Genomic DNA, 21,788 nt, shown 5'->3' on the forward strand with positions numbered 1-21,788 from the left:
GCCGGGTCAGACGACCTGCCAATCCGCGCCGGGGTTCAGGGCGAAGCTGGAATTGGCGATCTTCGCACCATCCATCTGCCACTCCGCGATGGTGCCGTCGATGTTGCGCAGCAGGATGTCGGACTTGCCGTCGCCGTTGTAGTCACCGATGTCGGCGACCTGCCAGGCGGCGCCCGGATTGCCGATGGCGGTGCCGGCGGTGATCGCGGACCCGTTCATCGACGTCAGATACAGCAGGCCGTCGTCCTGGCGTAGCAGGACATCGGATTTGCCGTCGCCGTCGAAGTCGCCGACGCCACCGATCTTCCAGTTGGCGCCGGGATTGGTCACGAAATCATTGCGCTCGATCGTGATGTTGTTCATCTGCCAGAGCGCGATGGTACCGTTGTCGTTGCGCAGCAGCATGTCGCTCAGCCCGTCGCCGTTGAAGTCGCCGATGCCGCCGACCTTCCAGGCCGCGCCGGGATTGGCGCTGAACACCGCGTTCACGATCGTCGTGCCGTTCATCTGCCACTGCGCGATCGTGCCGTCGATGTGGCGGAGCACGATGTCGGCCTTGTCGTCGCCGTTGAAGTCGCCCGTGCCGACGACGCTCCAGTCCGAGCCGGGATTGCCGATGACGCCGCCGCCGACGAGCCTGGGGCCGTTCATCTGGCCCTCGTACAGGGAGCCGTTGTCGTTGCGCCACAGGATGTCCGAACGACCGTCGCCATCGAAGTCGGCGCTGCCGGCGACTTTCCAGGCCGCGCCCGGATTGGTGCTGAAGCTGGAATCGATGATCCGGGCCCCGTCCATGATCCAGGCGCCGACGGTGCCGTTCGCATGCTGCAGCAGAATGTCCGACCTGTGGTCGATATTGATGTCGGTCGGGGGAGGGTTGACGAAGACGTTCGGAAGCGCCCCGAAGGTGATGTCGCCCGAGGTCAGCCGCGCGACGCCCGCCAGGAAGACGACATCGTTTCCGCTCTGCCCGTAATACACCGCCAGGCCGTTGACGCCCTCGAGCGTCACGAATTGGAAGGTCAGGGACGTCGCAGGAATGCTGCTGGAGAACTGCAGCTTATCGACGCCCGGGTTGAAGCCGCTGATCCAGTCCCTGCCATGCCCGGGGGCATAGACGAACACATCGGCACCGGCGCCAGCTTCGAAATAGTCGTCTCCCGGACCACCGATGACGGTGTCGCCTGTGGGCCCAAGGCCATACGAGTCCTTCAGCGGACTTCCTAGAATCAGGCCCATCACCCCTCCCCTTTATGATCAAAACTGTTATCAGGCGAAGACTGCCAGTGGGTCCCCCCTTTGCGACCCGGCTGGCCCCAGCAACCTAGCCACGCAGGCCGGCCTTTAAAATCGGTATCCTTCAGGTTTTCCCCAAGAATATGCATAGTTGCCAGTCGACGTTGCCAAGGCAAGGATGATTTAAATCTTCGGTTGATAGGTTGTTATTTTATTGGAACAAATACTGATGCAACATACTGTTTTGTCGATGTTTGGTTCATGCGCGAGCAATAGGGAATAGCAGCCGATGCGTCAGAAGCCAGTGGAAGCCAATCTTCCGGGTTCAGGCCTGCTCGTGGTCGACGACTATTTTCCGAACCTGCTGACCGGGTTCCGTGTGGCCGAATTCACGCATTACCTGCGCGTCTTTCCTGGCATGCAGATCGCCTCGACGGCACCGGATTTCGCGGCCTTGCACGCCGCCTATGCAGAAAGGCATGCCGACGTCGCGGCGCAGGTGGTGCCCTGGTCCCCCGACAGCTTTCGCTCGGCACGTGCCGTCAGCCTGACCTTCCTGAACAATGCCCATCATTGGGTCGATGAGCTCGACCGCCACAGCGTTCCATTTGTCTTCACCCTTTACCCTGGCGGCGGGTTCGAGCTGGGCGAGGCCCGGTCGATGGCGAAGCTGAAGCGGGTTCTGGCGTCACCCATGCTGCGATCCGTCGTCGCCACGCAACCGGTGACCGTCGAAACGCTGCGACCCCTATGCCGCGTTCCGGTTCTGGAGTTGCCCGGACTCGTCATCAGCCCGGCCTATCTGGCCGCCGATGCCGTCAGGCGCCCCCCTGCGGCAGGCGAAGGGCTGCGCATATGCTTCGCCGCATATCGCTACGACGCGGGAGGCCGCAGCAAGGGCTATCCGGAGTTCATCGCCGTCGCCAGCGAGCTTGCCCGACGCCGCAGCGATCTGCGATTTGCGGTTGCCGGGAATTTCAGCGCTTCCGACTGGCCGATCCCGGAGCATCTCGCACCGCGGCTCAGCTTCGTCGGGCCATTGCCCACGCAGGAGCTGCGCCAGTTCTTTCTTGGGCAGGATGTCATGGTCGCGCCGACGATGCGGTTCGCACTGACCGGCACGGAGTTCGACGGCTTCCCGACGGGAAGTTGCGTCGAGGCTTCGCTGTGTGGCGTTGCGATCATCTGTTCCGACGAACTCGAGCAGAACCGGCATTACGAGGACGGCAGGGAAATCATGATCTGCAAGCCGGAAGCCGCCTCGATCATCGGCCCTCTCGAGGCCCTGGCCCGCAACCCCGATCGCGCAACCCAGATCGGCAAACGTGGCCAGCAGCGGACGGGTACGCTGTACGGCATTGCTGCGCAGCTGCTGCCACGCACGCGGTTGCTGCGAAGCCTGGCAGATGATGTCGGCATCCGTTTGTAGTTATCGTCCGGATCGAAGTTCCGGAGGTTGTCGTGACCTCCGTCCAGTCTCGTGGCCTGTTCGAGCATGAGGCAGACGAAGGCGACCAGGTGGCCCAGGCAAAGGGCCTTGCGCCCGCTGGCAGACCGCGGCCCAGGGCGGCAGGCCGTTGCACCCCTCATGCGGCGCCTGCACCTACGGCCCGGCAGCGTCAGGTGAGACGCCAGCCGAGGCGTTGCGAATCCGCTCCGCTGCGGCTCACGCCGTCCGCAGGCTGAAGCCGAAGCGCTGCCACTGCGCCGCGGCGGCGGGGCCGGCGAGGAAGTCCAGCGCCATGCGGGCCTGGGGATTGGCCTCCGCCCGGCGGGTGACGGCGAAGGGATAGGTCACCGACGGGTGGCTCTCGCCGGGGAAGGTGCCGATGACCTTCACGCCCGGGCTGGCCAGGGCATCCGTCGCATAGACGATGCCGAGCGGCGCCTCCCCCCGCTCCACCAGCAGCAGGGCGGAGCGGACGTTGTCGGCCCGGGCGAGGCGGGGATTGATGGCCTGCCACTGGCCCAGCCACTCCAGCGCCGCCTGGGCATAGCGGCCGGCCGGGACATGCGCCGGGTCGCCCACCGCCAGCCGGCCCGCACCGAGCAGCGCGGCGAGGTCCGTGCCGCGGCCGAGGGCGACATCGCGCAGCGGGGAATTGGCCGGGGCCACCAGCACCAGCGCATTGCCGAGCGGGCTCACGCGGGTGGCGGTGACGATCAGGCTGCGTTCCGCCAGGTAGTCCATCCAGGGCTCGTCGGCGCTCATGAAGAGATCGGCCGGCGCCCCTTGCTCGATCTGCCGGGCGAGCGCCGAGGAGGCGGCGAAGGAGAGGCGGAGCGGCGGGTTGCCGGGGGCGGCGGCACGCCAGGCCGGCTCCAGCGCCCGCAGCGCATCCTGGAGGGAGGCGGCGGCGAAGACGGTCAGCGGCGCGGTGTCCTGGGCGCCGGCGGCGGCCGGGGCGGCGAGGGCCAGCAGGGTGGCGGCCAGCAGCGGGCGGCGGTGCATCGGGCTCCCTCCAGTCGTCGTATTCGGTCGGATATAACGGAGGGGTGGGACGCCGTCCATGGCGTGCGGGGAACAAAGCCGATTGCGGCGGGGGGCATCGCCATGCCAAGCAACCCGTCTGGACGACAGGCCCGAGGACAGAAGCATGCGCATGGCTTTGGACATGGCTCCCGGACGCAACGGCGGCAGCTTCCATGGCTCGGTCTGCCCGCATGATTGCCCCTCGACCTGCGCGCTGGAGGTGGAGGTGCTGCCGGGGGCGCGGCGGATCGGCACGGTGCGCGGGGCGGCGGCCAATAGCTACACCGCCGGCGTCATCTGCGCGAAGGTCGCCCGCTATGCCGAACGGGTGCATCACCCGGAACGGCTGACCAGGCCCCTGCTGCGCACCGGCCCCAAGGGCTCCGGCCAGTTCCGCGAGATCGGGATGGCGGAGGCGCTGGACCGCGTCGCCGGCGGCTTCGCGGAGGCTGCGGCGCGGCACGGCGCGGAGACGGTCTGGCCCTATTACTTCGCCGGCACCATGGGCCTGGTGCAGCGGGACGGCATCAACCGGCTGCGGCATGTCATGGGCTATTCCCGGCAGCGCAACACCATCTGCACCTCCATCTGCGAGAGCGGCTGGATGGCGGGCGTCGGCCGCTTCGCCGGGCCGGATCCGCGGGAGATGGCGCGGTCCGACCTCATCGTCATGTGGGGCGGCAACCCCGTGGCGACGCAGGTCAATGTCATGACCCATATCGCCCAGGCGCGGAAGGAACGCGGCGCCAAGCTCGTGGTGGTCGATCCCTACCGGACCGGCACCGCGGCGGTGGCCGATACGCACCTGGCCCTGCGGCCGGGCACCGACGGGGCGCTGGCCTGCGCGGTGATGCATGTGGCCTTCCGCGACGGCTTCGCCGACCGGGACTACATGGCGCGCTACTCGGATGCGGATGCGGGGCTGGAGGCGCATCTGGCCACGCGCGGCCCGGCCTGGGCGGCGGGCATCACCGGGCTGGAGGAGGAGGCGATCGAGGGTTTCGCCCGGCAGTATTGCGCGACGGAGCGCGCCTATATCCGCTGCGGCTACGGCTTCTCGCGCAGCCGCAACGGCGCCGCCTGCCTGCATGCGGTGACGGCGCTGCCGACCGTTACCGGCAAGTGGCGGCATGAGGGCGGCGGCGCGCTGTGGAACAACCGCGGCATCTACCACTGGGACAAGACGCTGATCGAGGGGCTCGACCGCCGCGACCCGCGGGTGCGGGAGCTGGACATGAGCCGGATCGGCGCGGTGCTGACCGGCGAGGCCGTGGCGCTGGCCGGCGGGCCGCCGGTGCATGCGCTGCTGATCCAGAACACCAACCCGGTGGTGGTGGCGCCCGACAGCAACCGGGTGCGGCGCGGCTTCCTGCGGGAGGATCTGTTCACCGTGGTGCACGAGCAGTTCATGACGGAGACGGCGCGGCACGCCGACATCGTCCTGCCGGCGACGATGTTCCTGGAGCACGACGACGTTTACCAGGCGGGCGGGCACAGCCACATCCAGATCGGCCCGAAGCTGATCGAGCCGCCGGGCGAGTGCCTGTCCAACCACGAGGTCCTCGCCGGGCTGGCGCGGCGGCTGGGGGCGGAGCACCCGGCCTTCGGCATGACGGCGATGGCGCTGGTGGATGCGACGCTGCGGGCCTCCGGCTGGCCGGATGCGGCGACGGTGCAGGCCGAGCGCTGGGTGGATGCGCAGCCGGATTTCGCCGCGAGCCATTTCCTCAATGGCTTCGGCCATCCGGATGGGCGCTTCCGCTTCCGGCCGGACTGGGCGGCGATCGGGCCGGACCATGCGCGGATGCCGGTGCTGCCGGACCACATGCCGGCGATCGACGAGGCCTCCGCCACGCATCCCTTCCGGCTGGTGACGGCGCCGGCGCGGCAGTTCCTCAATACCAGCTTCACCGAGACGGCGACGGCGCGGCAGCGGGAGGGGCGGCCGACGGCGCTGATCCACCCGGAGGCGGCCGGCCGGCTGGGGGTGGAGGATGGCGGCCGGGTGCGGCTGGGGAACGGCCGCGGCGAGGTGGTGGTGCATGCCCGGCTGTTCGAGGGGCTGCAGCCGGGGGTGATCGTGGTCGAGAGCGTCTGGCCGAATGCCGATTTCGAGGGCGGCGTGGGGATCAATGCGCTGACCAGCGACGATCCGGCGCCGCCGGCGGGGGGCGCGGTGTTCCATGATACGGCGGTCTGGGCCAGGGCGGTGGCGGCGGAGGGGACTGTGCCGCTGGCGGCGGAGTGAGGAGCTGCCTGGTGCCGGGACGTCCGGGTCCCTTACCCAGGGCGCCGATCACCGGCCCTGGTCGGCGGCGTCCTTGATCCGTCCCAGGTCCAGCTCGCCCTTGGCGCCCCATCCCCGGACATCGGCCGGCACCTCGGGGCGGAAATGCTCGTAGAGCCAGAAGCCGATCCGGTTGAGCTCCTCCGGCTCGATCGTCCCGGCCAGGGCCTCCATGGCGGCGCGGACCTCGGCCAGCCGCTTGCCGAAGGACCGGGCGACATAGGCCTCCACCGGCGCGGCCGGCGCTGCCTTGCCGCCGGCATCCGCCAGCACCACCCCATCCGCATCATGGGTCAGCGGGATCTTCCGGCCCAGGAGCTGGACCGTGTCGTGCGGCGCTGCCGCCGCCTTGTCCTTCGCCTTGTCGCCCTCCTCGGCGATGCCGAGCCGCCGCGCCTTGGCCCGCGCCGCGGTGCCGGCGACGGCGCTCGCCAGGCTCAGGGCCGTCGCCGGCGGATGACCCAACCGCTCGGCGACCACGGCGGCCCAGAGGGTGAGGACGGGTGCGCGGTTGACGCGGATGGTCGGTGCGGCCTCGGGCATGTTAGGCCCCGCTGCCGGGCTGCAGGTCGAGGTGGGGATTGGCCATGCGTCGCTCCTGATCGCCTCGAGGGCGAACGGGCGAATGCCGGCACTGTTCCCCGCTGCCGGGCTTTCAGGCCTGCCGGAGGGTCGAGGTCCGGGGCGCGGCGGCCGGCGATCCTCGCCGCCTCATGGCCGCCCCCGCGGCACGTCGGGGGAGGCCGCGGGCGCACCGGCGCGGGCCGGCTCCAGCAATTCCCCGACCGTCGTCCGGCTCGCGCCGGGTCCCGATGGCGAGGTCAGCAGCGATGGCCGTTCGGCTGGCGCCAGGCCGGTCGTCGGCTGGGCGGCGCCGCAGCCGGACAGGAGCAGGGTCAGCAGCATGGCATGGAGGCGTGACATCGCGGGCTCCCGTGACGGGTGGTGAAGGCGGCAGATGGGCAGGGGGATCGAGCGGCCCAACCCGGCGCCGGTCGCCTGTCAGGCACCCGACCTGCGCCTTGCGCGCCGCATCAGCCATCCCGCCAGTCCCGGCGCCTTCTCCACCGCATCCTTCAGCATCCGCAACTCGCCCTCCGCCCGGGACCGCGCCGCCGCGGCCTCCAGGGCCTGGCCACGGGCGACCTGCTGCCCCTCCTCGAGCTGGGCCAGCCGGCGGGCGAAGAAGGCATCGGTGCCGGCCTCCTCGATCTGGCGCAGGGCGGCCTGGGCCGTGGCCAGCTGTTGCCGGAGATCGGCGACCTCGGCCTCCAGCTGCACGGTCCGGCGGTTGTTGCCCTTGGCCGCCTTGGGCGGGCGGGGCCGGCTCATGCGGGTCCGATGCGCGGGCGCGGCGCGGTCCGGGCGATGGCATCCGGCAGCATGCGATCGCCGCCGCGACGCGCGGCCATCGCCGCGATGTCCTCCGGCCGGGTCAAGGGCCCGGCCGCGCCGGATGGACGCTGCCTGCCGCCCCGGCACCCTCCTGCGATTCCGTCATCCTGGCTTCCTGCTGCCGCTGGGCCGGGGACTATCGAAGGCGGGCATGATCGTGTCCAGCCGGGCCGGCGAGGGCTCAGGACTTCGCCATGGCGCATTTGCCGTCTTCGATCGAGCGATAGGAGCGCTCGGCGGAGGTCACCGCCAGGACCTTGTAGACATCGCCCGGGGCGCGGCTCTCGGCCGGCGACTTGACGGTGAAGAGATAGGTGGGGTGCAGCTTCCGCCCGTCACGGCGGATGGTGCCGGTGCCGAAGGCGTCGTCGTCGGTCGGCATGTCCTTCATGGCACTGACGATGGCCCGGCCCGATGCCTTGGCGCGCGGGATGCCCATGGACTTGGCGGCTTTCAGGTAGTGCAGCAGGCCCGAATAGTCGCCGGCCTGGTTGTGGCAGGGAAAGGTATTCGGCGGCAGCTCGGGCCGCAGGCGGGCCATGAAGGCCCGGGTCCGGTCGTTGAGGTCCCAGTAGAAGGTCTCGGTCTGGGTCAGGCCCTGGGCCGCGGCAAGACCGAGCGACATGACGCTGTTGATGTAGCCCGTCAGCCCCACGAAGCGCAGCCTGCCGCGCATCAGGCCGAATTCCGCCGCCTGCTTGACCGCATTGACGAAATCCGTGCCGGCGCCGAGGAAGGCCACGACCTTGGCGCCGCTCGCCTGCGCCTGCAGCAGGAAGGCGGAGAAGTCGGTGGTTTCGGGGAAGGGGTAGGTGACGCCGCCGACGACGCGCCCGCCGCTGGTCTCGACCGAATGCGTGGTATCGGCCTGCAGCATGTGGCCGAAGGCATAGTTCGGCGTGATGAAGAACCAGCTGTCGAAGCCCTGCTTGACCAGGGGCTCACCCGTCGCATGCGAGAGGCAGTAGGTATCGTAGCTCCAGTGGATGGCGTTGGGGCTGCAATACTCCGAGGTGAGCGCCGAGGTGGCGGCGGAGCTGTTGATATGCACCTTGTCCTTCTGCTCGACCACCGGCTTTAGGGCAATCGCCAGGGCGGAGTTGCTGACGCCGAGCACGAGGTCGACGTTGTCCCGGTCGAACCATTGCCGGGCTATCGCCAGGCCGACATCCGATTTGTTCTGGTGGTCGGCGACCAGGAGGTCGACCCCGACCTCCGGGTTGTCCGACTGGAATTCGCGGATGGCCTGGCGCGCGCAGGCGACGCTGGTGGGGCCGGAGATGTCGCGATAGGCGCCCGACATGTCCTGGAGCAACCCGACCCGCAAGGTCTGGTCCGGGCTGCGCGGCTGTGCCGAGAGCGGGCTGCCACCCAGCGCGGCGCTGGCCATTCCTGCGCCGATGACAGCGCGGCGGGACAAGGACATGGGCATTCCTCCTGACCGGGCGATCTCTGCGGACCGCCTCGATCCCAGCATCCCCCTGATCCGCCTCGTCCGGCAAGCCGCCGGTCCCCAATAATCGGCGCGGGCCGCGCAATCATGGATCGGTGGCTGGAGTATTCGTCCTGAACAAGGAACAAATGGCGCAGTGAAACCGCGGCGGATTCCGCCCCTTATCCGGGTGGCTCGCGGCGGCCGGTGGCGCAAGGATCACCGGGGGCGACGGCGGGCGCGATCCCAGGCCGCTTCCTGCGCTGTCCGTGGGTGACATCGGGAAAGCCGGTGCCGGGTGAGGGATTTGAACCCCCGACCTTCGGTTTACAAAACCGCTGCACTACCACTGTGCTAACCCGGCCCAGGTCGCGCGCCGCTATAGCAGAAGCGGCGCGCCTGTTCAGCCTACGCCGAGCAATTCGACGTCGAAAACCAGCGTCGCATTCGGCGGGATGACGCCGCCGGCGCCGCGGGCGCCATAGCCCATCTCCGGCGGGATGGTCAGCGTCCGCTGGCCGCCGACCTGCATCCCCGCCACGCCCTGGTCCCAGCCGGCGATCACATGCCCGGCGCCGAGCCTGAACTCGAAGGGCTCGCCGCGGTCGCGGGAGCTGTCGAACTTGCGGCCCTTGTTGTCGGTGGCGGCGGCATCGAAGAGCCAGCCGGTGTAGTGGACCGAAACATTCTGGCCGCTGGTGGCGGTGGCGCCGGTGCCGGTCTTGTGGTCGGTGGTCTGCATGGGGCGTACTCCTCGGATGGCGCGGATCATGCACGTCCGGCGCCTCGGCGCCAGGGGGGTGCCGCCAGCCGAGGAGAGCACCCATGCCCGAGCCCGAGACTGCCATCATCAAGGTCGCCCTGGTCACCGGCGCCTCCCGCGGGATCGGGCGGGAGGCCGCCTGGGCCCTGGCCGGGCGCGGCTTCCGGCTGTACCTCGCGGCGGAGGGCACGGCGGAGGAACTGGCGGAGGTCGCCGCCGAATGCCGCCGCCGCGGCGCGCCCGAGGCCGCCGAGGGGATCTTCGACCTGGGCGAGGCCGGCGCGGCGGAGGCGATGGCGGCGGCGGCGCTGGCCCGCTTCGGCCGGGTGGACGTGCTGCTGAACAATGCCGGCATCCGCTGCCGCAAGGCCTTCGGCACCTTCACCCGGGCGGATTTCGCCACCGTGGTCTCGGTCAACCTCGCGGCCGCCTTCTTCGCCAGCCAGGCGGTGCTGCCGGCGATGCGGGCGCAGGGCGGCGGCCGGATCATCCATGTCGCCAGCCAGATGGGCTCGGTCGCGGCCGAGGAGAATGCGCTCTATGGGCTGACCAAGGCGGCGCTGATCCACCTCACCCGCAACATGGCCTTCGAGCTGGCGAAGGAGGGCATCCAGGTCAATTCGGTCAGCCCCGGGCCGATCGCCACCCAGTTCAACCTGGATACCTGGGGCCGCATGCCCGGCAAGCTGGAGACCATGGTCGGCCGCGTCCCGGCCGGCCGCATGGGGGAGGCGTCGGAGGTGGCGGAGGCGATCGTCTTCCTGGCCACGGCGGCGGGCAGCTATATCCAGGGGCACGACCTGGTGGTGGATGGCGGCTACATCATCCACTAGGGGCACTCAGCTTTCGGCGGCCGGCTCCAGCGAATCCTCCAGCCAGCCGCGCAGCAGGTCGGCGCGGCCGAGGTCGCCGACGAACCAGCGGCGGCCGCCGCCGGGGGGGGTCAGCATCAGGCTCGGGGTGGCCAGCAGGCCGACCTCCAGCGCCCGGGCGGGCTGCTGCAGCACATCGACGATATCGACCCGGAGCGCCGCCGGGCGCCGGCCCATCGCCTCGAGCGCGGCCGAAAGGTTGCGCCGCGCGGCGGCCGAGCGCGGCGTGCCGCCGGCGATGAAGAGCGCGACCACGCAGGGCGGCATCGCCTCGGTCATCATCCGCCCTCCCCGCGCTGCGCTTCCCTGGGACGCAGGTCGTTCAGGTCGGCCGAGCGGCTGGCGGCGACTTTCTCCTGCCAGTTGTCGTTCATGCGCCGGCGGTCCAGCTCGGTCGCCTGCAGCAGGTCCAGCTCGCTGCGGGTGGCTTCGAGCTGCAGCGCGGCCTGGCGCTGGCGGGCCTCGGATTCAGCCAGCAGCGCCTGCAATTCGCGCCGCCGGCGCTGGTGGTCCAGCAGGGCGAGCTGTTCCTGCAGGGCCTCCCGCGCCTCCCGCTCCAGCCGGGCGGTGCCGAGCAGCACCTCCCCGCCGGCGGTATAGACATCCGCCAGGGTGCAGCCGGCGGCGGACATGACGAACTCGCGGGTCTGGTTGGAATGGGCGCTGCCGCGGGCCTTGACGATGGAGAGCGTCCGGTTGCGCTCGCCGCCGCGTTCGGCATAGCCGAGCGAGATCCAGGCATCGGCGATGGTCGAGACGGCGCTGAGGGTGGCGAGCGAGGGATCCTGCCCGGCTTCGATCAGCGAGGTCAGCAGCGCGGTCATGCCGCGCGCCCGCGCCTCCTCCACCAGCCGCCGCACGGTGGAGGCGCCGAGCTCGGCCATGCCGCCGCGCATGATGGCCGAGATCGGGTCCACCACCACGGCATCGGCGCCATGCGTCTCGATCAGGGTCAGGATCTCGGACAGCGCCTGTTCCGGCCCCTCCCGCCCCGGCTGCATGCCGATGAGCCGCAGGGCGCCGGAGGCGCGATGCGCCGCCAGGTCGATCCCGACCGAGCGCATGTTGCGGATGGTCTGCTCCGGCCCCTCGTCGAAGGCGATGTAAAGGGCGCGGCCGCCCCCGGCGCAGATGCTGGCGGCGAACATGGCGCCCAGCGTGCTTTTGCCGGTGCCCGGCGGGCCGGACAGCAGGGCGGTGCTGCCGCGCAGGTAGCCGCCGCCGAGCAGCGCATCCAGCCGCGCCATGCCGGAGCCGACGCGGTCCAGGGAGGCGGGCGCGGCGGCGGCGGTGCCCTCGGCGGCGCCCGCCCACATCAGCGGCTCCATCCCGTGGCGGGAGAAGAACAGGGCATGGGCGCTGCTGCTATGCGGGCTGCCGCGGTACTTGCTCACCCGCAGGGACCGCAGGGTGCCGCCGCTCTCCTCCCGCCGTTCCAGGGTGACGACCAGGGAGACGGCGAATTCGAGCGGCCCCAGCGCCTCCACCGGCGCGCCGTCGCGGCCGGCCTTGGCGGTGACGATGGCGGTGAGCCCCTCCTCCTCCAGCCAACGGCCGATGCGGGCGAGCTCGGCCGCCCGCCGGGCGGGATCGCGCAGCCAGCCCAGTACGGTGTCGATGCCGTCGAAGATGATCAGCTCGGAGCCGGTCTGCCGGGCCTTGGCGGCGACGGCCGCCAGCATGCCGCGCAGGTCGAAGTCGCCGTCGACGACCAGGTCCGGGTCCGGCCGCAGGTCGAGCGGGTGGAACAGCGTCCCGGCCAGGCCTTCCAGGTTCCAGCTGAAGCCATCGGCATTGCGGATGATATCGGCCGGCGGCTCCTCCAGCGCGACGAAGACGGTGCCGCCGCCGTGCTGCAGCGCCCGGCCGGCGGCGATCTGGCAGGAGAGCAGGGTCTTGCCGGCGCCGGCCTGGCCCAGCACCATGGTCAGCCGCTGCCGCGGGATGCCGCCGCGGGTCAGGCGGTCGAACCAGGGGAGGCCGCAGCCCATGTGGCGGGAGCTGCCCGCCGCCGCGCCCTCGGCCAGGGCCGCGGCCTGCTGCGCCTGGCTGCGCCGGGCGCGGCCGGGGTCAGCCGACGCCATGCGGCATCCGCTCACCGGGATGGGCCAATTGCCGCTCGACCGGCAGGCTCGCGTGGTTATCCATGAGCCAGATCAGGTCCTCTCCCTCCAGCGGCAGGCTGAAGAAATATCCTTGCGCCACCGGGCAGCCCAGCGCCAGCAACGTGTCGCGCTCGGCCGCGGTCTCGACCCCCTCGCAGCAGGCGGTCATGCCGAGGGCCCGGGCGATCCCGAGCGCCGCCCCCGCCATCGCGGCCTGCACCGGGTCGTGGTCCAGGTCGCGGACGAAGCTGCGGTCCACCTTCACCTCGGTGAAGGGCAGGCTGCGCAGGTTCTTCAGGGAGGCGGCGCCGGTGCCGAAGTCGTCCATCGCCAGGCCGATCCCCATGCGGCGCAATTCGGCGAAGCAGGCGGCGAAGCGCGCATTGGTCCCGGCGAGCACCGTCTCCGTCAATTCCAGCGAGACCCAGCCGGGTTCGGCACCGGCCTCGGCCAGGCTGCGGCGCATCAGCTCCGCCACGTCGCTGCGCTGGAATTGCACCGGGGAGACATTGACCGCGACATAGACCGCATGGCCGCGCCGGTTGAGGGCGGCGGCGAAGCGGCAGGCCTCGGCCAGGGCCCAAGCGCCGATGTCGATGATGAGGCCGCTTTCCTCCGCGACATCGAGGAAGCGGTCCGGCGCCTGCAGGCCGAAGACCGGATGGTGCCAGCGCAGCAGGGCCTCCATGCCGATGATGCGGCCGGTCGCAATCTCGACCTTCGGCTGGTAGTGCAGCGCCAGCTCGTCGTTGGTCAGCGCGGTGCGCAGCTCGGCGGTCAGCCGCAGGCGGCGGCGGGACTCGCGCTCGATCGCCGGGTCATAGGCACGGGTCTCGCCGCGGCCGGCGGATTTGGCGGCATAGAGCGCGGTCTCGGCACGGATCAGCAGGGTTTCCGCCGTGGTTTCCCGGCGGGCGGTGGTGCAGGTCCAGCCGAGGGTCACGGTCAGGGCGACGGTGATTCCGGGCAGGGTGAAGGGCCGCAGGATCCGGGCACGCAGATGGGCGACGCTGGCGGCGGCATCGGGCACCGGCGGCAGCCGCAGCGCCAGGGCGAATTGCCCGGCGGCCAAGCGTGCGGCGACCACGACCTCGGGCGCCACGCGCAGCCGGTTGGCCAGCTCGCACAGCACGGCGTCGCCGGCACTGCGGCCATAGGTGCCGTTCACGTCGCGCAGCTGGTCGGTGTCGCAGCAGAGCACGACCATGTCCGTGTCGTGCCGGGCCTCGTCCAGCCCGGCGAGGAAGCCGCGCCGCGTCAGCAGCCCGGTCAGCTCGTCGAAGGTGGTGACGCGGTGGAGCTGGTCGGTCAGTTCCCGGCTGGCGGTGACGTCCCGCATGACGGCCAGGTAGTGGCGCACGTCGCCCGCGGTATCGCGCAGCGGCCGCAGCCGCAGCTCGTTCCAGAACAGGGTCCCGTCCTTGCGGTAGTTCCGCAGCACCACGTCGATGTCGCGCCGTTCCCGGATGGCGGCCGCCATCTGGCGGATTTCCGGCTGCTGGCGATCGGTCCCCTGCAGGAAGCGGCAGTTGTGGCCGAGCAGTTCGGCGACGTCGTAGCCGGTGATGCGCCCGATGGCGCTGTTCACGTAGATGACCGGCGTATCGGGCAGGCTGATATCGGCGATGGCGACCCCGTCGGAAAAGCTTTCCAGGGTCTGCTCGTTCAGTGTCAGGCCATGGTGCGCCAGCCTTGTGACCGCCACCGCCTCCCGCAGGGTTTCAGCCACCGTATGCTTCGTCATGGCGGTTCCCTGACCGCCAAGGCGGCGGCGCATCACCGGCGTGAGGCGCGGTTTGCTGGAATGGTTTCGCAGTACAGTCAGTCGGACCCGAAGCTCTCAGCATGGAACTTGAGAAAGTCATGCTCAATTCCATCTATGGGCCGACAATCGACCATTCCCTTTGGGCTGAACCATACGGCTGTTGAAAACCTTACCCGTTACACAGCGCGTATGTTTGCGCGGTCAGGTTGCAAGGCTTTGCTGTTGCGGTCAAGGAAATATGGTTAATGCCTGAATGACTTCGTGCGGTTGTGGCCGAAATGGTTCACCTCACAAAACCGTTCCTCGCGTTTTCTAAATAGTTTCGAGTTTGTTATTATTTTAGACAATCCTGTCCCGACCCTGCGGTTGCAGGCGAAGCCGCCAGGGTCAGCATCGGTGCTTGACCCGGTATCGCTTCTTCGCCATGCGAAGGCCCCGCGAAACCGCCGTCGCCGCCCGAACCTCGCCGCCCCCCACCCATGGACCGAAGGACGCCGCCCCGTGCTTGCTCTCCGCGTCATTCCCTGCCTGGACGTGAAGGACGGCCGCGTGGTCAAGGGCGTCAACTTCCTGGCGCTGCGCGATGCCGGCGACCCGGTGGAACAGGCCCGCACCTATGACCGGGAGGGCGCCGACGAGGTCACCTTCCTCGACATCGGCGCGACGCACGAGAACCGCGACAGCATGTACGACGTCATCGCCCGCACCGCCGAGGAGGTCTTCATCCCGCTGACCGTGGGGGGTGGCATCCGCAGCGTGGAGGATATCCGCCGGCTGCTGCTCGCGGGTGCCGACAAGGCCAGCATCAACAGCGCCGCGGTGGCGGAGCCCGAATTCGTCTCCCGCGCGGCGGAGGCCTTCGGCAGCCAGGCGATCGTGGTCGCGGTGGATGCGCGGCAGGTCGGCCCCGGCCGGTGGGAGGTCTTCACCCATGGCGGGCGGCGCGGCACCGGCATCGATGCCATCGGCTGGGCGCAGCGCATGGCCGCCGCCGGCGCCGGCGAGATTCTGCTGACCAGCATGGACCGGGACGGCACCAAATCCGGCTTCGACCTCGACCTGCTGCGGGCGGTGCGGGCGGCGGTGCCGGTGCCGATCATCGCCTCGGGCGGCGTCGGCACCATGGCGCATTTCGTCGAAGGCGCCCGGGTCGGGGCCACCGGCCTGCTGGCCGCGAGCGTCTTCCATTACGGGGAATTCCGGATCGCCGATGCCAAGGCGGCGCTGGCCGCGGCCGGGCTGCCGGTCCGCCCCATCGCAGCCCCCCCCATTGCAGACCCGTGGGCCGAAGCGGAGACCGCCTGAGCATGGCGAAGACCACCAAGAAGAAGCCTACGACCAAGGCCGCCCTCAAGGCGGCGACCAAGACCCCCGCCGCCGGCAAGCCGAAATCGGCCAAGCCGAAGCTGGCGAAGAAGCTGGGGGTGCCGGTGCCGGCCGGCCTGCCGGTGAAGCCGGTGAAGCCGCCCAAGGCCGTGCGCAAGGCGGAGGCCCGCCACCTCGCCCCGCTGTCGGTCCTCAGCGAGGGCGATGCGACGGTGCTCGACCGGCTCTGGGCGACCGTCGAGAGCCGGCGGCTGGCCGGCGACGCGGCGCAGTCCCATTCCGCCCGGCTGCTCGGGCGCGGCACCGCCAAGGTGGCGCAGAAGCTGGGCGAGGAAGCGGTGGAATGCGTCATCGAGGCGACGCTGGGGCACCGGGCCGAAACCATCCTGGAATCGGCCGATCTGCTGTACCACCTGATGGTGGTCTGGGTGGATGCCGGCATCCGGCCGGATGAGGTCTGGGCCGAGTTGCGCCGGCGCGAGGGCATCAGCGGCATCGCCGAGAAGGCGGCCCGGCCCAAGGGCATCGTCCGCGCCGCCCGCACCACCAAGCTGGCGTAACCATCGAGGAGGGAGCCCGCCATGTCCGTCTCCGGCAAGCCGCCCTATGACCCCGGCAATATCTTCGCCCGCATCCTGCGCGGCGAGATCCCCTGCAAGCGGGTGGCCGAGGACGACCACGCGCTGGCCTTCCACGACATCGCCCCGCAGGCGCCGGTGCATGTGCTGGTGATCCCCAAGGGCCCCTGGGTGAGCGCGGCGGATTTCCACGCCGCGGCGCCGGAGGCGGCCATCGCCGGCTTCTGGCGGCTGGTGGCCCAGGTGGCCCGGGATCTGGGGCTGGAGGAGCGCGGCTACCGCATCCTGTCCAACATGGGGGAGGATGCCGGGCAGGAGGTGGCGCATTTCCATGTCCACCTCTTCGGCGGGCGGCGCCTGGGGCGGATGGTCCCCGCGGCCGGCTGAGGCCCCGCTTCGTCTTGACCCGCTTTGTCTTGCAGTGCAGCGATGCCGCGGCGAGAGTGAACCATGGCTTCCAATCCCCAGGATGACGCCCGGGCCGCGCTGGCGGCTGCCGGGCAATTGCCCGATGCGGAGATCGAGCTCGGGGCCGTCGCCCTGCAGTTCGCCCGGATCGACCAGCCGGAGGCGGATTGGCGGGCGGCCTCCCTCGCCCTGTCCGAACTGGCCCAGGCCATGGTCGCCGCCGCGGCGGCCGATCCGGTGGCGGATGCCGGCGATGCGGAACGGCGGCGGCTGGTGCTGGCCGAGGTGATCCATGGCCGCTTCGGCTATGCCGGCGATACCGAGAACTACGAGGACCCGGACAATGCCAACCTGATCCGGGTGGTCGAGCGCCGGCGCGGCCTGCCCGTGGCGCTCGGCATCATCTGGCTGCATGCGGCGGAGGCGGCCGGCTGGGCGGCGCATGGCGTCGATTTCCCCGGCCATTTCCTGCTGGCGGTGGAAGGCGGCCGGGGCCAGGCGCTGATCGATGTCTTCGCCGGCGGCACCGGGTTGCAGGCGACGGACCTGCGCGGGCTGATCAAGCGGATCGAGGGCGAGAAGGCCGAGCTGCGCCCGGGACTGGTGCGGCTGATGGAAAAGCGCGCCGTGCTGCTGCGGCTGCAGAACAACCTGAAGCTGCGCCGGCTGCGGGCGCAGGACCTGCCGGGCGCCCTGGCGGCGGCCGAGGACATGCTGCGGCTGGCGCCGGGCCAGGCCGGGCTCTGGCGGGAGACCGGGCTGATGAACCAGCGGCTGGACCGGATCGGCGCCGCCCTGGCCTGCATGGAGAAATCGCTGGAGCTGGACCCGACCGGGCCGGCGGCGCAGCGGGCGCGCCTGGTGGTCGAGGAGTTGCGGCACCGGTTGAACTAAGGGGGGCCTGAACTGGGGGGGGGCTGGCGTTTTGCCGCGGTTCGGGGCACGGAGGCAGCCGAACCGATGGGGAAGACGACCATGGCGCGCGCCTTGCGGGTGGCGGTCCAGATGGACCCGATTGCCGGCATCAACATCGATGCGGACAGCACCTTCGCCCTGATGCTGGAAGCCCAGACGCGTGGGCACAGCCTGTGGCACTACCACGTGCGCGACCTGGCGCTGACCGCCGGCCGGGTGGTCGCCCAGGCCGAGCCGGTGACGGTGGAGCGCAAATACGGCGCCCACTACGCCTTCGGCCCGCCGGAGGAGCTGGACCTGGCCACGATGGATGTCGTGCTGATGCGGCAGGACCCGCCCTTCGACATGGCCTATATCACCGCGACGCATCTGCTGGAGCATATCCACCCCAAGACCCTGGTGGTGAACGACCCGGCCAGCGTGCGCAACGCGCCGGAGAAGCTCTTCGTCCTGCACTTCCCCGAGCTGATGCCGGAGACGCTGGTGACCGCCGACCGGCGGCAGATCCTGAAATTCCGGGAGAAGCACCAGGACATCATCGTCAAGCCGCTGTTCGGCAACGGCGGCGCCGGCGTCTTCCACATCAAGCCCGGCGATTCCAACCTGAACTCGCTGATCGAGATGTTCACCGAGAAATCGCGCGAGCCGCTGATGGTGCAGCGCTACGTCCCGGAAGTCCGCCTGGGCGACAAGCGCATCATCCTGGTCGACGGCGTGCCGATGGGCGCCCTCAACCGGGTGCCGGCGGCGGGCGAGGCGCGCAGCAACATGCATGTCGGCGGCCGCCCGGAAGCGACCACCCTGACCGAGCGGGAGAAGCAGATCTGCGCCCGCATCGGGCCGGAGCTGAAGGCGCGGGGCATGATCTTCGTCGGCATCGACGTGATCGGCGACTACCTGACCGAGATCAACGTGACCTCGCCGACCGGGCTGCAGGAGATCGCGCGCTTCGATGGCGTCCACCTGGAGAAGGCGATCTGGGACGCGATCGAAGCGCGGCGGTAACGGCGGGCCCGGCTTGAGGCCCCCCACTCAGGCCTCGACGGCCAGGGGGGGCTCAGGCCGCAGGACATAGCCGCCGGGCTGCATCCGCAGCAGCTTCGGCTCCCCCGGATCGGCCTCGATCTTCTGCCGCAGCCGGTAGACATGCGTCTCCAGCGTATGGGTATTCACGAGCTGGCTATAGCCCCAGACCTCGTTCAGCAGCACCTTCCGCGACACGCCCGCGGGCCCGGCCCGGTAGAGGAAGCGGAGGATGCTGGCTTCCTTGTCGGTCAGGCGGATCTTGCGGTTGCGCCGCGGGTCCACCAGCAGCCGGGCGCTGGGGCGGAACTTGTAGGGCCCGATGTCGAAGACCGCATGTTCCGAGTGGTCGAAGGCGCGGAGCTGGGCGCGGAGCCGGGCCAGCACCACGGCCGGCTGGACCGGCTTGGCGATGTAGTCGCTGGCCCCGGAATCGAGGCCGCGGATCACGTCCTCCTCGCCACCGGCGCCGGTGAGCATGATGACGGGCAGCCGGTGGCCCTGGCGGCGGAGATGGGCGCAGAAGTCCCGGCCATCCGCATCCGGCAGGCCGACGTCGAGCAGGATGGCATCGTAGCGGGTCTGGCCGGCGCTCAGCAGGGCTTCGGCATCGGCGGCGCTGCCGGCTTCCTGGGCGGTGAACTCGCCATCATGGGCGAAGTGTTCCGCCAGGGTGGCGCGAAGCGCGATATCGTCTTCGACAAACAGGATGGAACGGGACATCTCGGATCTCCTTCGTCGGGTTCGGCACCACGTTGCTGGGTGCCTCGGCGACGAGTGGAGCGCAGGGGGCGTGAGTGCAGCGTTATACGGCACAGAACCAACGTGATTTCGCCGGCTCCCGGGAACCAAATCCGCATACGTAACGTATTACGCGCGGCTGCGGTTCGGCGTCAGGGGTGCTGGAGGTTCTCCCGCAGGGTGCGGCCCTGGTATGCCGTGCGATAGAGCCCGCGCCGCTGCAGCACCGGCACCACGTGGCGGCAGAAATCCTCGAACATGCGGGGGAAGACCGTCGGCCAGATGATGAAGCCGTCGCAGGCGCCGGCGGTGAAGTAGTCCTCCAGCTGGTCGGCGATGCTCTCCCCGGTGCCGACCAGCAGCCCGCGCGGCTTGCTGGCGGCCTCGGCGAAGCTGAGCTTCTCCTGCGCCATCAGCTGCAGCACCCGGTCGTGGGAGCCGGAGATGCCCTGGTTGCCCTGGGCCCTGGCGACCTCCTCGGCGGTCTGGTGCCGGGTGAGGTCGGCGCCGATCAGGCTGGAATTCAGCATGCGCTGCGCCTCGGGGTCGATCAGCGACTGCAGATAGGCGTATTTCTCCTGGGCGATCGCCTCCGTCTCGCCGACCACCACGGCGAAGGAGGGCAGCACCTTGCAGGCCTCCGGCGGCCGGCCGTAGGTCGCCAGGCGCGCCTTGATGTCGTCGTGGAAGGCGATGGTATCGGCCTTGCTGTGCGGCGTGCAGAAGATCATCTCCGCCCAGCGCGCGGCGAATTCGCGGCCGCGCGCGGAGGCGCCGGCCTGGAGGAAGACCGGCCGGCCCTGCGGGCTGCGCGGGATCGACAGCGGGCCGCGGGTGCGGACCCAGTCGCCCTCGAAGTCGGTGTAGCGGACCTTGGCGGGGTCGATGAAGACGCCCTTCTCCCGGTCCATGACGAAGGCGCCCTCCTCCCAGCTGTCCCACAGCGCGTTGCAGGCCTGCAGGACCTCGTCGCCGCGGTCGTAGCGCTGGTCCTTGGGCGGGATGCCGTCCATGCCGAAGTTGCGGGCTTCGAGGTCGGTGGCGGAGGTCACCACGTTCCAGGCGGCGCGGCCCTTGGTCACGATGTCCAGTGAGGCCATGGTGCGGGCGAGGTAGTAGGGGTTCATGAAAGTGGTCGAGAGCGTGGCGCCGAGGCCGAGGTGCCGCGTCACCCGCGCCATCTGCGGCAGGATCATCAGCGGGTCGAGGTAGCTGATCTGGCCGCCGCGCTTCAGGTAGGCATCGAAATTGCCGCCGTGGATATCGGGCAGGCCGAAGGTATCGGCGAAGAAGCAGGCATCGAAGCAGGCGGCTTCCAGCACGCGGGCGATATGCTCGTAGCGGGAAGGCTCCAGGATGTCGTGGAGGTCGGCTTCCGGGTGGCGCCAGGCGCCGGGGTGGTTGGCGGTCGGGCCAGTCTTGAGGTAGGCGACGAGGTGCATCCGGCGCTGGGTCATGCGGGCGTTCCTTCAGGGAATGCGCCTGCGGCGCGGGCCCGGGCTTCCACCAGGGCGATCAGCAGGTCCATCGTCGGGGTCGGCACGCCCATCGCCTGGCCGAATTCCTGCGGCGTGCCGAAGGTCGGGTGGAATTCCATCGGCCGCCCGGCGTCGAGGTCCTGCACGATGCTGGAGCGATGCCGCTGCTTCGTCGCCCGGGCGATGTTGGCCTCGGCGTCGAACTGCGTCGGGTGGCCCATGGCGGCGGCGATGGCGCCGGCCTCCGCCGCCACCTTGCGCACCGCATCGGCGACGGCGGGGATGTGGAAGGTGGCGCTCGGCGCGCCGTTGGAGAGGCAGCCGAAGAGGCCGGAGCAGAGGTTCATCTGCAGCTTGGCCCAGATCGCCTGGCGGATGTCGGCGACGGCATTCACGGTGAAGTCGTCGTCGCGCAGCAGGGCGGCCAGGGCCTCGGCCCGGGCGGTGCCGCCGGCGGGCTCGCCGAGGTAGAGGGTGGATTTCGGCGTCTCCACATGCACCTCGCCCGGCGCGACGAGGTCGCAGGAGGCGAGGATGACGCCGCCCAGCGCCCGGTCGGGGCCGACGGTGGTCCACATCGCATCGCCGGGGTCGATCTTCGGCAGGCGGCGGCCGTCCATCGGGCCGCCGTGATGGGCGAAGTACCACCAGGGGATGCCGTTCATGACGAAGGCAACCGGCGTGTCCCTGCCCAGCAACTGCGCAAGCCCGGGCGCGATGGCGCCGAGCGCCGGGGCCTTGACCGCGACGATCACCGCATCCTGCGGGCCGAGCGTGCCAGGATCGTCCGAGACCGTGACGGGCGATTGCCAACGCCGCGCCGGCGTCTCGACCGTGATGCCCTTGGCGCGGATGGCGGCAAGGTTGGCGCCGCGGGCGACGACGGACACCTCCGCGCCGCCGCGCTGCAGCCGCCCGGCGAGGGTGCAGCCGACCGCGCCGGCGCCGTAGATACAGACCTTCATGCGCCTCTCCGGTGTTTCAGCTTGGC

Annotated in this window: 21 protein-coding genes and 1 tRNA gene; 8 read left to right on the forward strand and 14 right to left on the reverse strand. The window is 70.2% G+C overall.

Annotated features, from left to right (window positions below):
- Window positions 1-6 precede the first annotated feature (6 nt).
- Complete coding sequence (locus tag AC0IW9_RS14105; protein WP_471648897.1) at window positions 7-1,239, reverse strand: FG-GAP repeat domain-containing protein; 1,233 nt, start codon at window positions 1,237-1,239, stop codon at window positions 7-9.
- 286 nt (window positions 1,240-1,525) lie between these two features.
- On the opposite strand from AC0IW9_RS14105, the gene AC0IW9_RS14110 reads away from it, so the two are divergent.
- Complete coding sequence (locus tag AC0IW9_RS14110; protein ID WP_471648898.1) at window positions 1,526-2,665, forward strand: glycosyltransferase family protein; 1,140 nt, start codon at window positions 1,526-1,528, stop codon at window positions 2,663-2,665.
- Window positions 2,666-2,902: 237 nt separating this feature from the next.
- Here the strand turns inward: AC0IW9_RS14110 and modA are convergent, their stop codons facing one another.
- A complete protein-coding gene (modA, locus tag AC0IW9_RS14115) occupies window positions 2,903-3,688 on the reverse strand; it encodes a molybdate ABC transporter substrate-binding protein (RefSeq protein WP_471648899.1) in 786 nt (261 codons plus the stop codon).
- Window positions 3,689-3,833: 145 nt separating this feature from the next.
- On the opposite strand from modA, the gene AC0IW9_RS14120 reads away from it, so the two are divergent.
- Window positions 3,834-5,957, forward strand: coding sequence for a molybdopterin-containing oxidoreductase family protein (locus tag AC0IW9_RS14120; protein ID WP_471648900.1), 2,124 nt, complete (start codon window positions 3,834-3,836; stop codon window positions 5,955-5,957).
- Between the two features lie 48 nt (window positions 5,958-6,005).
- Here AC0IW9_RS14120 and AC0IW9_RS14125 read toward each other — a convergent pair whose 3' ends face one another.
- The 6 genes from AC0IW9_RS14125 to AC0IW9_RS14150 form a co-directional block, all read right to left on the reverse strand.
- Entirely contained in the window at window positions 6,006-6,539 is a 534-nt protein-coding gene (locus AC0IW9_RS14125; protein WP_471648901.1) for a hypothetical protein, read from the reverse strand.
- 168 nt (window positions 6,540-6,707) lie between these two features.
- Window positions 6,708-6,920: a hypothetical protein gene (locus AC0IW9_RS14130; RefSeq protein WP_471648902.1), complete on the reverse strand. Its 213-nt coding sequence runs from the start codon at window positions 6,918-6,920 to the stop codon at window positions 6,708-6,710.
- A 78-nt stretch (window positions 6,921-6,998) separates the two neighbouring features.
- Window positions 6,999-7,328 (reverse strand): hypothetical protein, encoded by a 330-nt coding sequence (locus AC0IW9_RS14135; RefSeq protein WP_471648903.1) that lies wholly within the window; start codon window positions 7,326-7,328, stop codon window positions 6,999-7,001.
- A gap of 244 nt (window positions 7,329-7,572) precedes the next feature.
- The gene (locus tag AC0IW9_RS14140) at window positions 7,573-8,817 is read right to left on the reverse strand and encodes an ABC transporter substrate-binding protein (protein WP_471648904.1); all 1,245 of its coding nucleotides are present in this window, start codon (window positions 8,815-8,817) and stop codon (window positions 7,573-7,575) included.
- Window positions 8,818-9,115: 298 nt separating this feature from the next.
- Window positions 9,116-9,187: transfer RNA gene (locus tag AC0IW9_RS14145), tRNA-Thr, on the reverse strand.
- 39 nt (window positions 9,188-9,226) lie between these two features.
- Window positions 9,227-9,565, reverse strand: a complete 339-nt coding sequence (locus AC0IW9_RS14150) for an FKBP-type peptidyl-prolyl cis-trans isomerase (RefSeq protein WP_471648905.1) — start codon at window positions 9,563-9,565, stop codon at window positions 9,227-9,229.
- A gap of 83 nt (window positions 9,566-9,648) precedes the next feature.
- On the opposite strand from AC0IW9_RS14150, the gene AC0IW9_RS14155 reads away from it, so the two are divergent.
- A complete protein-coding gene (locus AC0IW9_RS14155) occupies window positions 9,649-10,419 on the forward strand; it encodes an SDR family NAD(P)-dependent oxidoreductase (protein ID WP_471648906.1) in 771 nt (256 codons plus the stop codon).
- Between the two features lie 6 nt (window positions 10,420-10,425).
- On the opposite strand, the gene AC0IW9_RS14160 is transcribed toward AC0IW9_RS14155, so the two are convergent.
- From AC0IW9_RS14160 to AC0IW9_RS14170, 3 genes are read right to left on the reverse strand one after another with little or no spacing between them, the layout of a single operon-like run.
- Window positions 10,426-10,740: a circadian clock KaiB family protein gene (locus AC0IW9_RS14160; RefSeq protein WP_471648907.1), complete on the reverse strand. Its 315-nt coding sequence runs from the start codon at window positions 10,738-10,740 to the stop codon at window positions 10,426-10,428.
- Entirely contained in the window at window positions 10,737-12,542 is a 1,806-nt protein-coding gene (locus AC0IW9_RS14165; protein ID WP_471648908.1) for an ATPase domain-containing protein, read from the reverse strand. The genes AC0IW9_RS14160 and AC0IW9_RS14165 overlap by 4 nt, the downstream gene beginning before the upstream one ends.
- Window positions 12,529-14,307: a putative bifunctional diguanylate cyclase/phosphodiesterase gene (locus tag AC0IW9_RS14170; RefSeq protein WP_471648909.1), complete on the reverse strand. Its 1,779-nt coding sequence runs from the start codon at window positions 14,305-14,307 to the stop codon at window positions 12,529-12,531. Before AC0IW9_RS14170 ends, AC0IW9_RS14165 begins: the two co-directional genes overlap by 14 nt.
- Before the next feature lie 522 nt (window positions 14,308-14,829).
- Between AC0IW9_RS14170 and hisF the strand changes: the two genes are divergently transcribed.
- The 5 genes from hisF (at window position 14,830) to gshB (ending at window position 18,560) form a co-directional block, all read left to right on the forward strand.
- Window positions 14,830-15,633, forward strand: a complete 804-nt coding sequence (gene hisF, locus AC0IW9_RS14175) for an imidazole glycerol phosphate synthase subunit HisF (RefSeq protein ID WP_471648910.1) — start codon at window positions 14,830-14,832, stop codon at window positions 15,631-15,633.
- Between the two features lie 2 nt (window positions 15,634-15,635).
- On the forward strand, window positions 15,636-16,214 hold the full coding sequence (locus tag AC0IW9_RS14180) for a phosphoribosyl-ATP diphosphatase (RefSeq protein ID WP_471648911.1): 579 nt from the start codon (window positions 15,636-15,638) through the stop codon (window positions 16,212-16,214).
- A gap of 21 nt (window positions 16,215-16,235) precedes the next feature.
- Window positions 16,236-16,619 (forward strand): histidine triad nucleotide-binding protein, encoded by a 384-nt coding sequence (locus tag AC0IW9_RS14185; protein WP_471648912.1) that lies wholly within the window; start codon window positions 16,236-16,238, stop codon window positions 16,617-16,619.
- A gap of 63 nt (window positions 16,620-16,682) precedes the next feature.
- Window positions 16,683-17,534: a SirB1 family protein gene (locus AC0IW9_RS14190; protein WP_471648913.1), complete on the forward strand. Its 852-nt coding sequence runs from the start codon at window positions 16,683-16,685 to the stop codon at window positions 17,532-17,534.
- 81 nt (window positions 17,535-17,615) lie between these two features.
- Window positions 17,616-18,560, forward strand: a complete 945-nt coding sequence (gene gshB, locus AC0IW9_RS14195; RefSeq protein WP_471648914.1) for a glutathione synthase — start codon at window positions 17,616-17,618, stop codon at window positions 18,558-18,560.
- A gap of 27 nt (window positions 18,561-18,587) precedes the next feature.
- On the opposite strand, the gene AC0IW9_RS14200 is transcribed toward gshB, so the two are convergent.
- From AC0IW9_RS14200 to AC0IW9_RS14210, 3 genes are all read right to left on the reverse strand, one after another.
- Window positions 18,588-19,301: a response regulator transcription factor gene (locus AC0IW9_RS14200; RefSeq protein WP_471648915.1), complete on the reverse strand. Its 714-nt coding sequence runs from the start codon at window positions 19,299-19,301 to the stop codon at window positions 18,588-18,590.
- A 170-nt stretch (window positions 19,302-19,471) separates the two neighbouring features.
- A complete protein-coding gene (locus tag AC0IW9_RS14205) occupies window positions 19,472-20,776 on the reverse strand; it encodes an LLM class flavin-dependent oxidoreductase (protein ID WP_471648916.1) in 1,305 nt (434 codons plus the stop codon).
- Window positions 20,773-21,762 (reverse strand): ketopantoate reductase family protein, encoded by a 990-nt coding sequence (locus AC0IW9_RS14210; protein ID WP_471648917.1) that lies wholly within the window; start codon window positions 21,760-21,762, stop codon window positions 20,773-20,775. Before AC0IW9_RS14210 ends, AC0IW9_RS14205 begins: the two co-directional genes overlap by 4 nt.
- Window positions 21,763-21,788 lie beyond the last annotated feature (26 nt).

It is taken from the genome of Belnapia sp. AC561 (genome assembly GCF_979252845.1).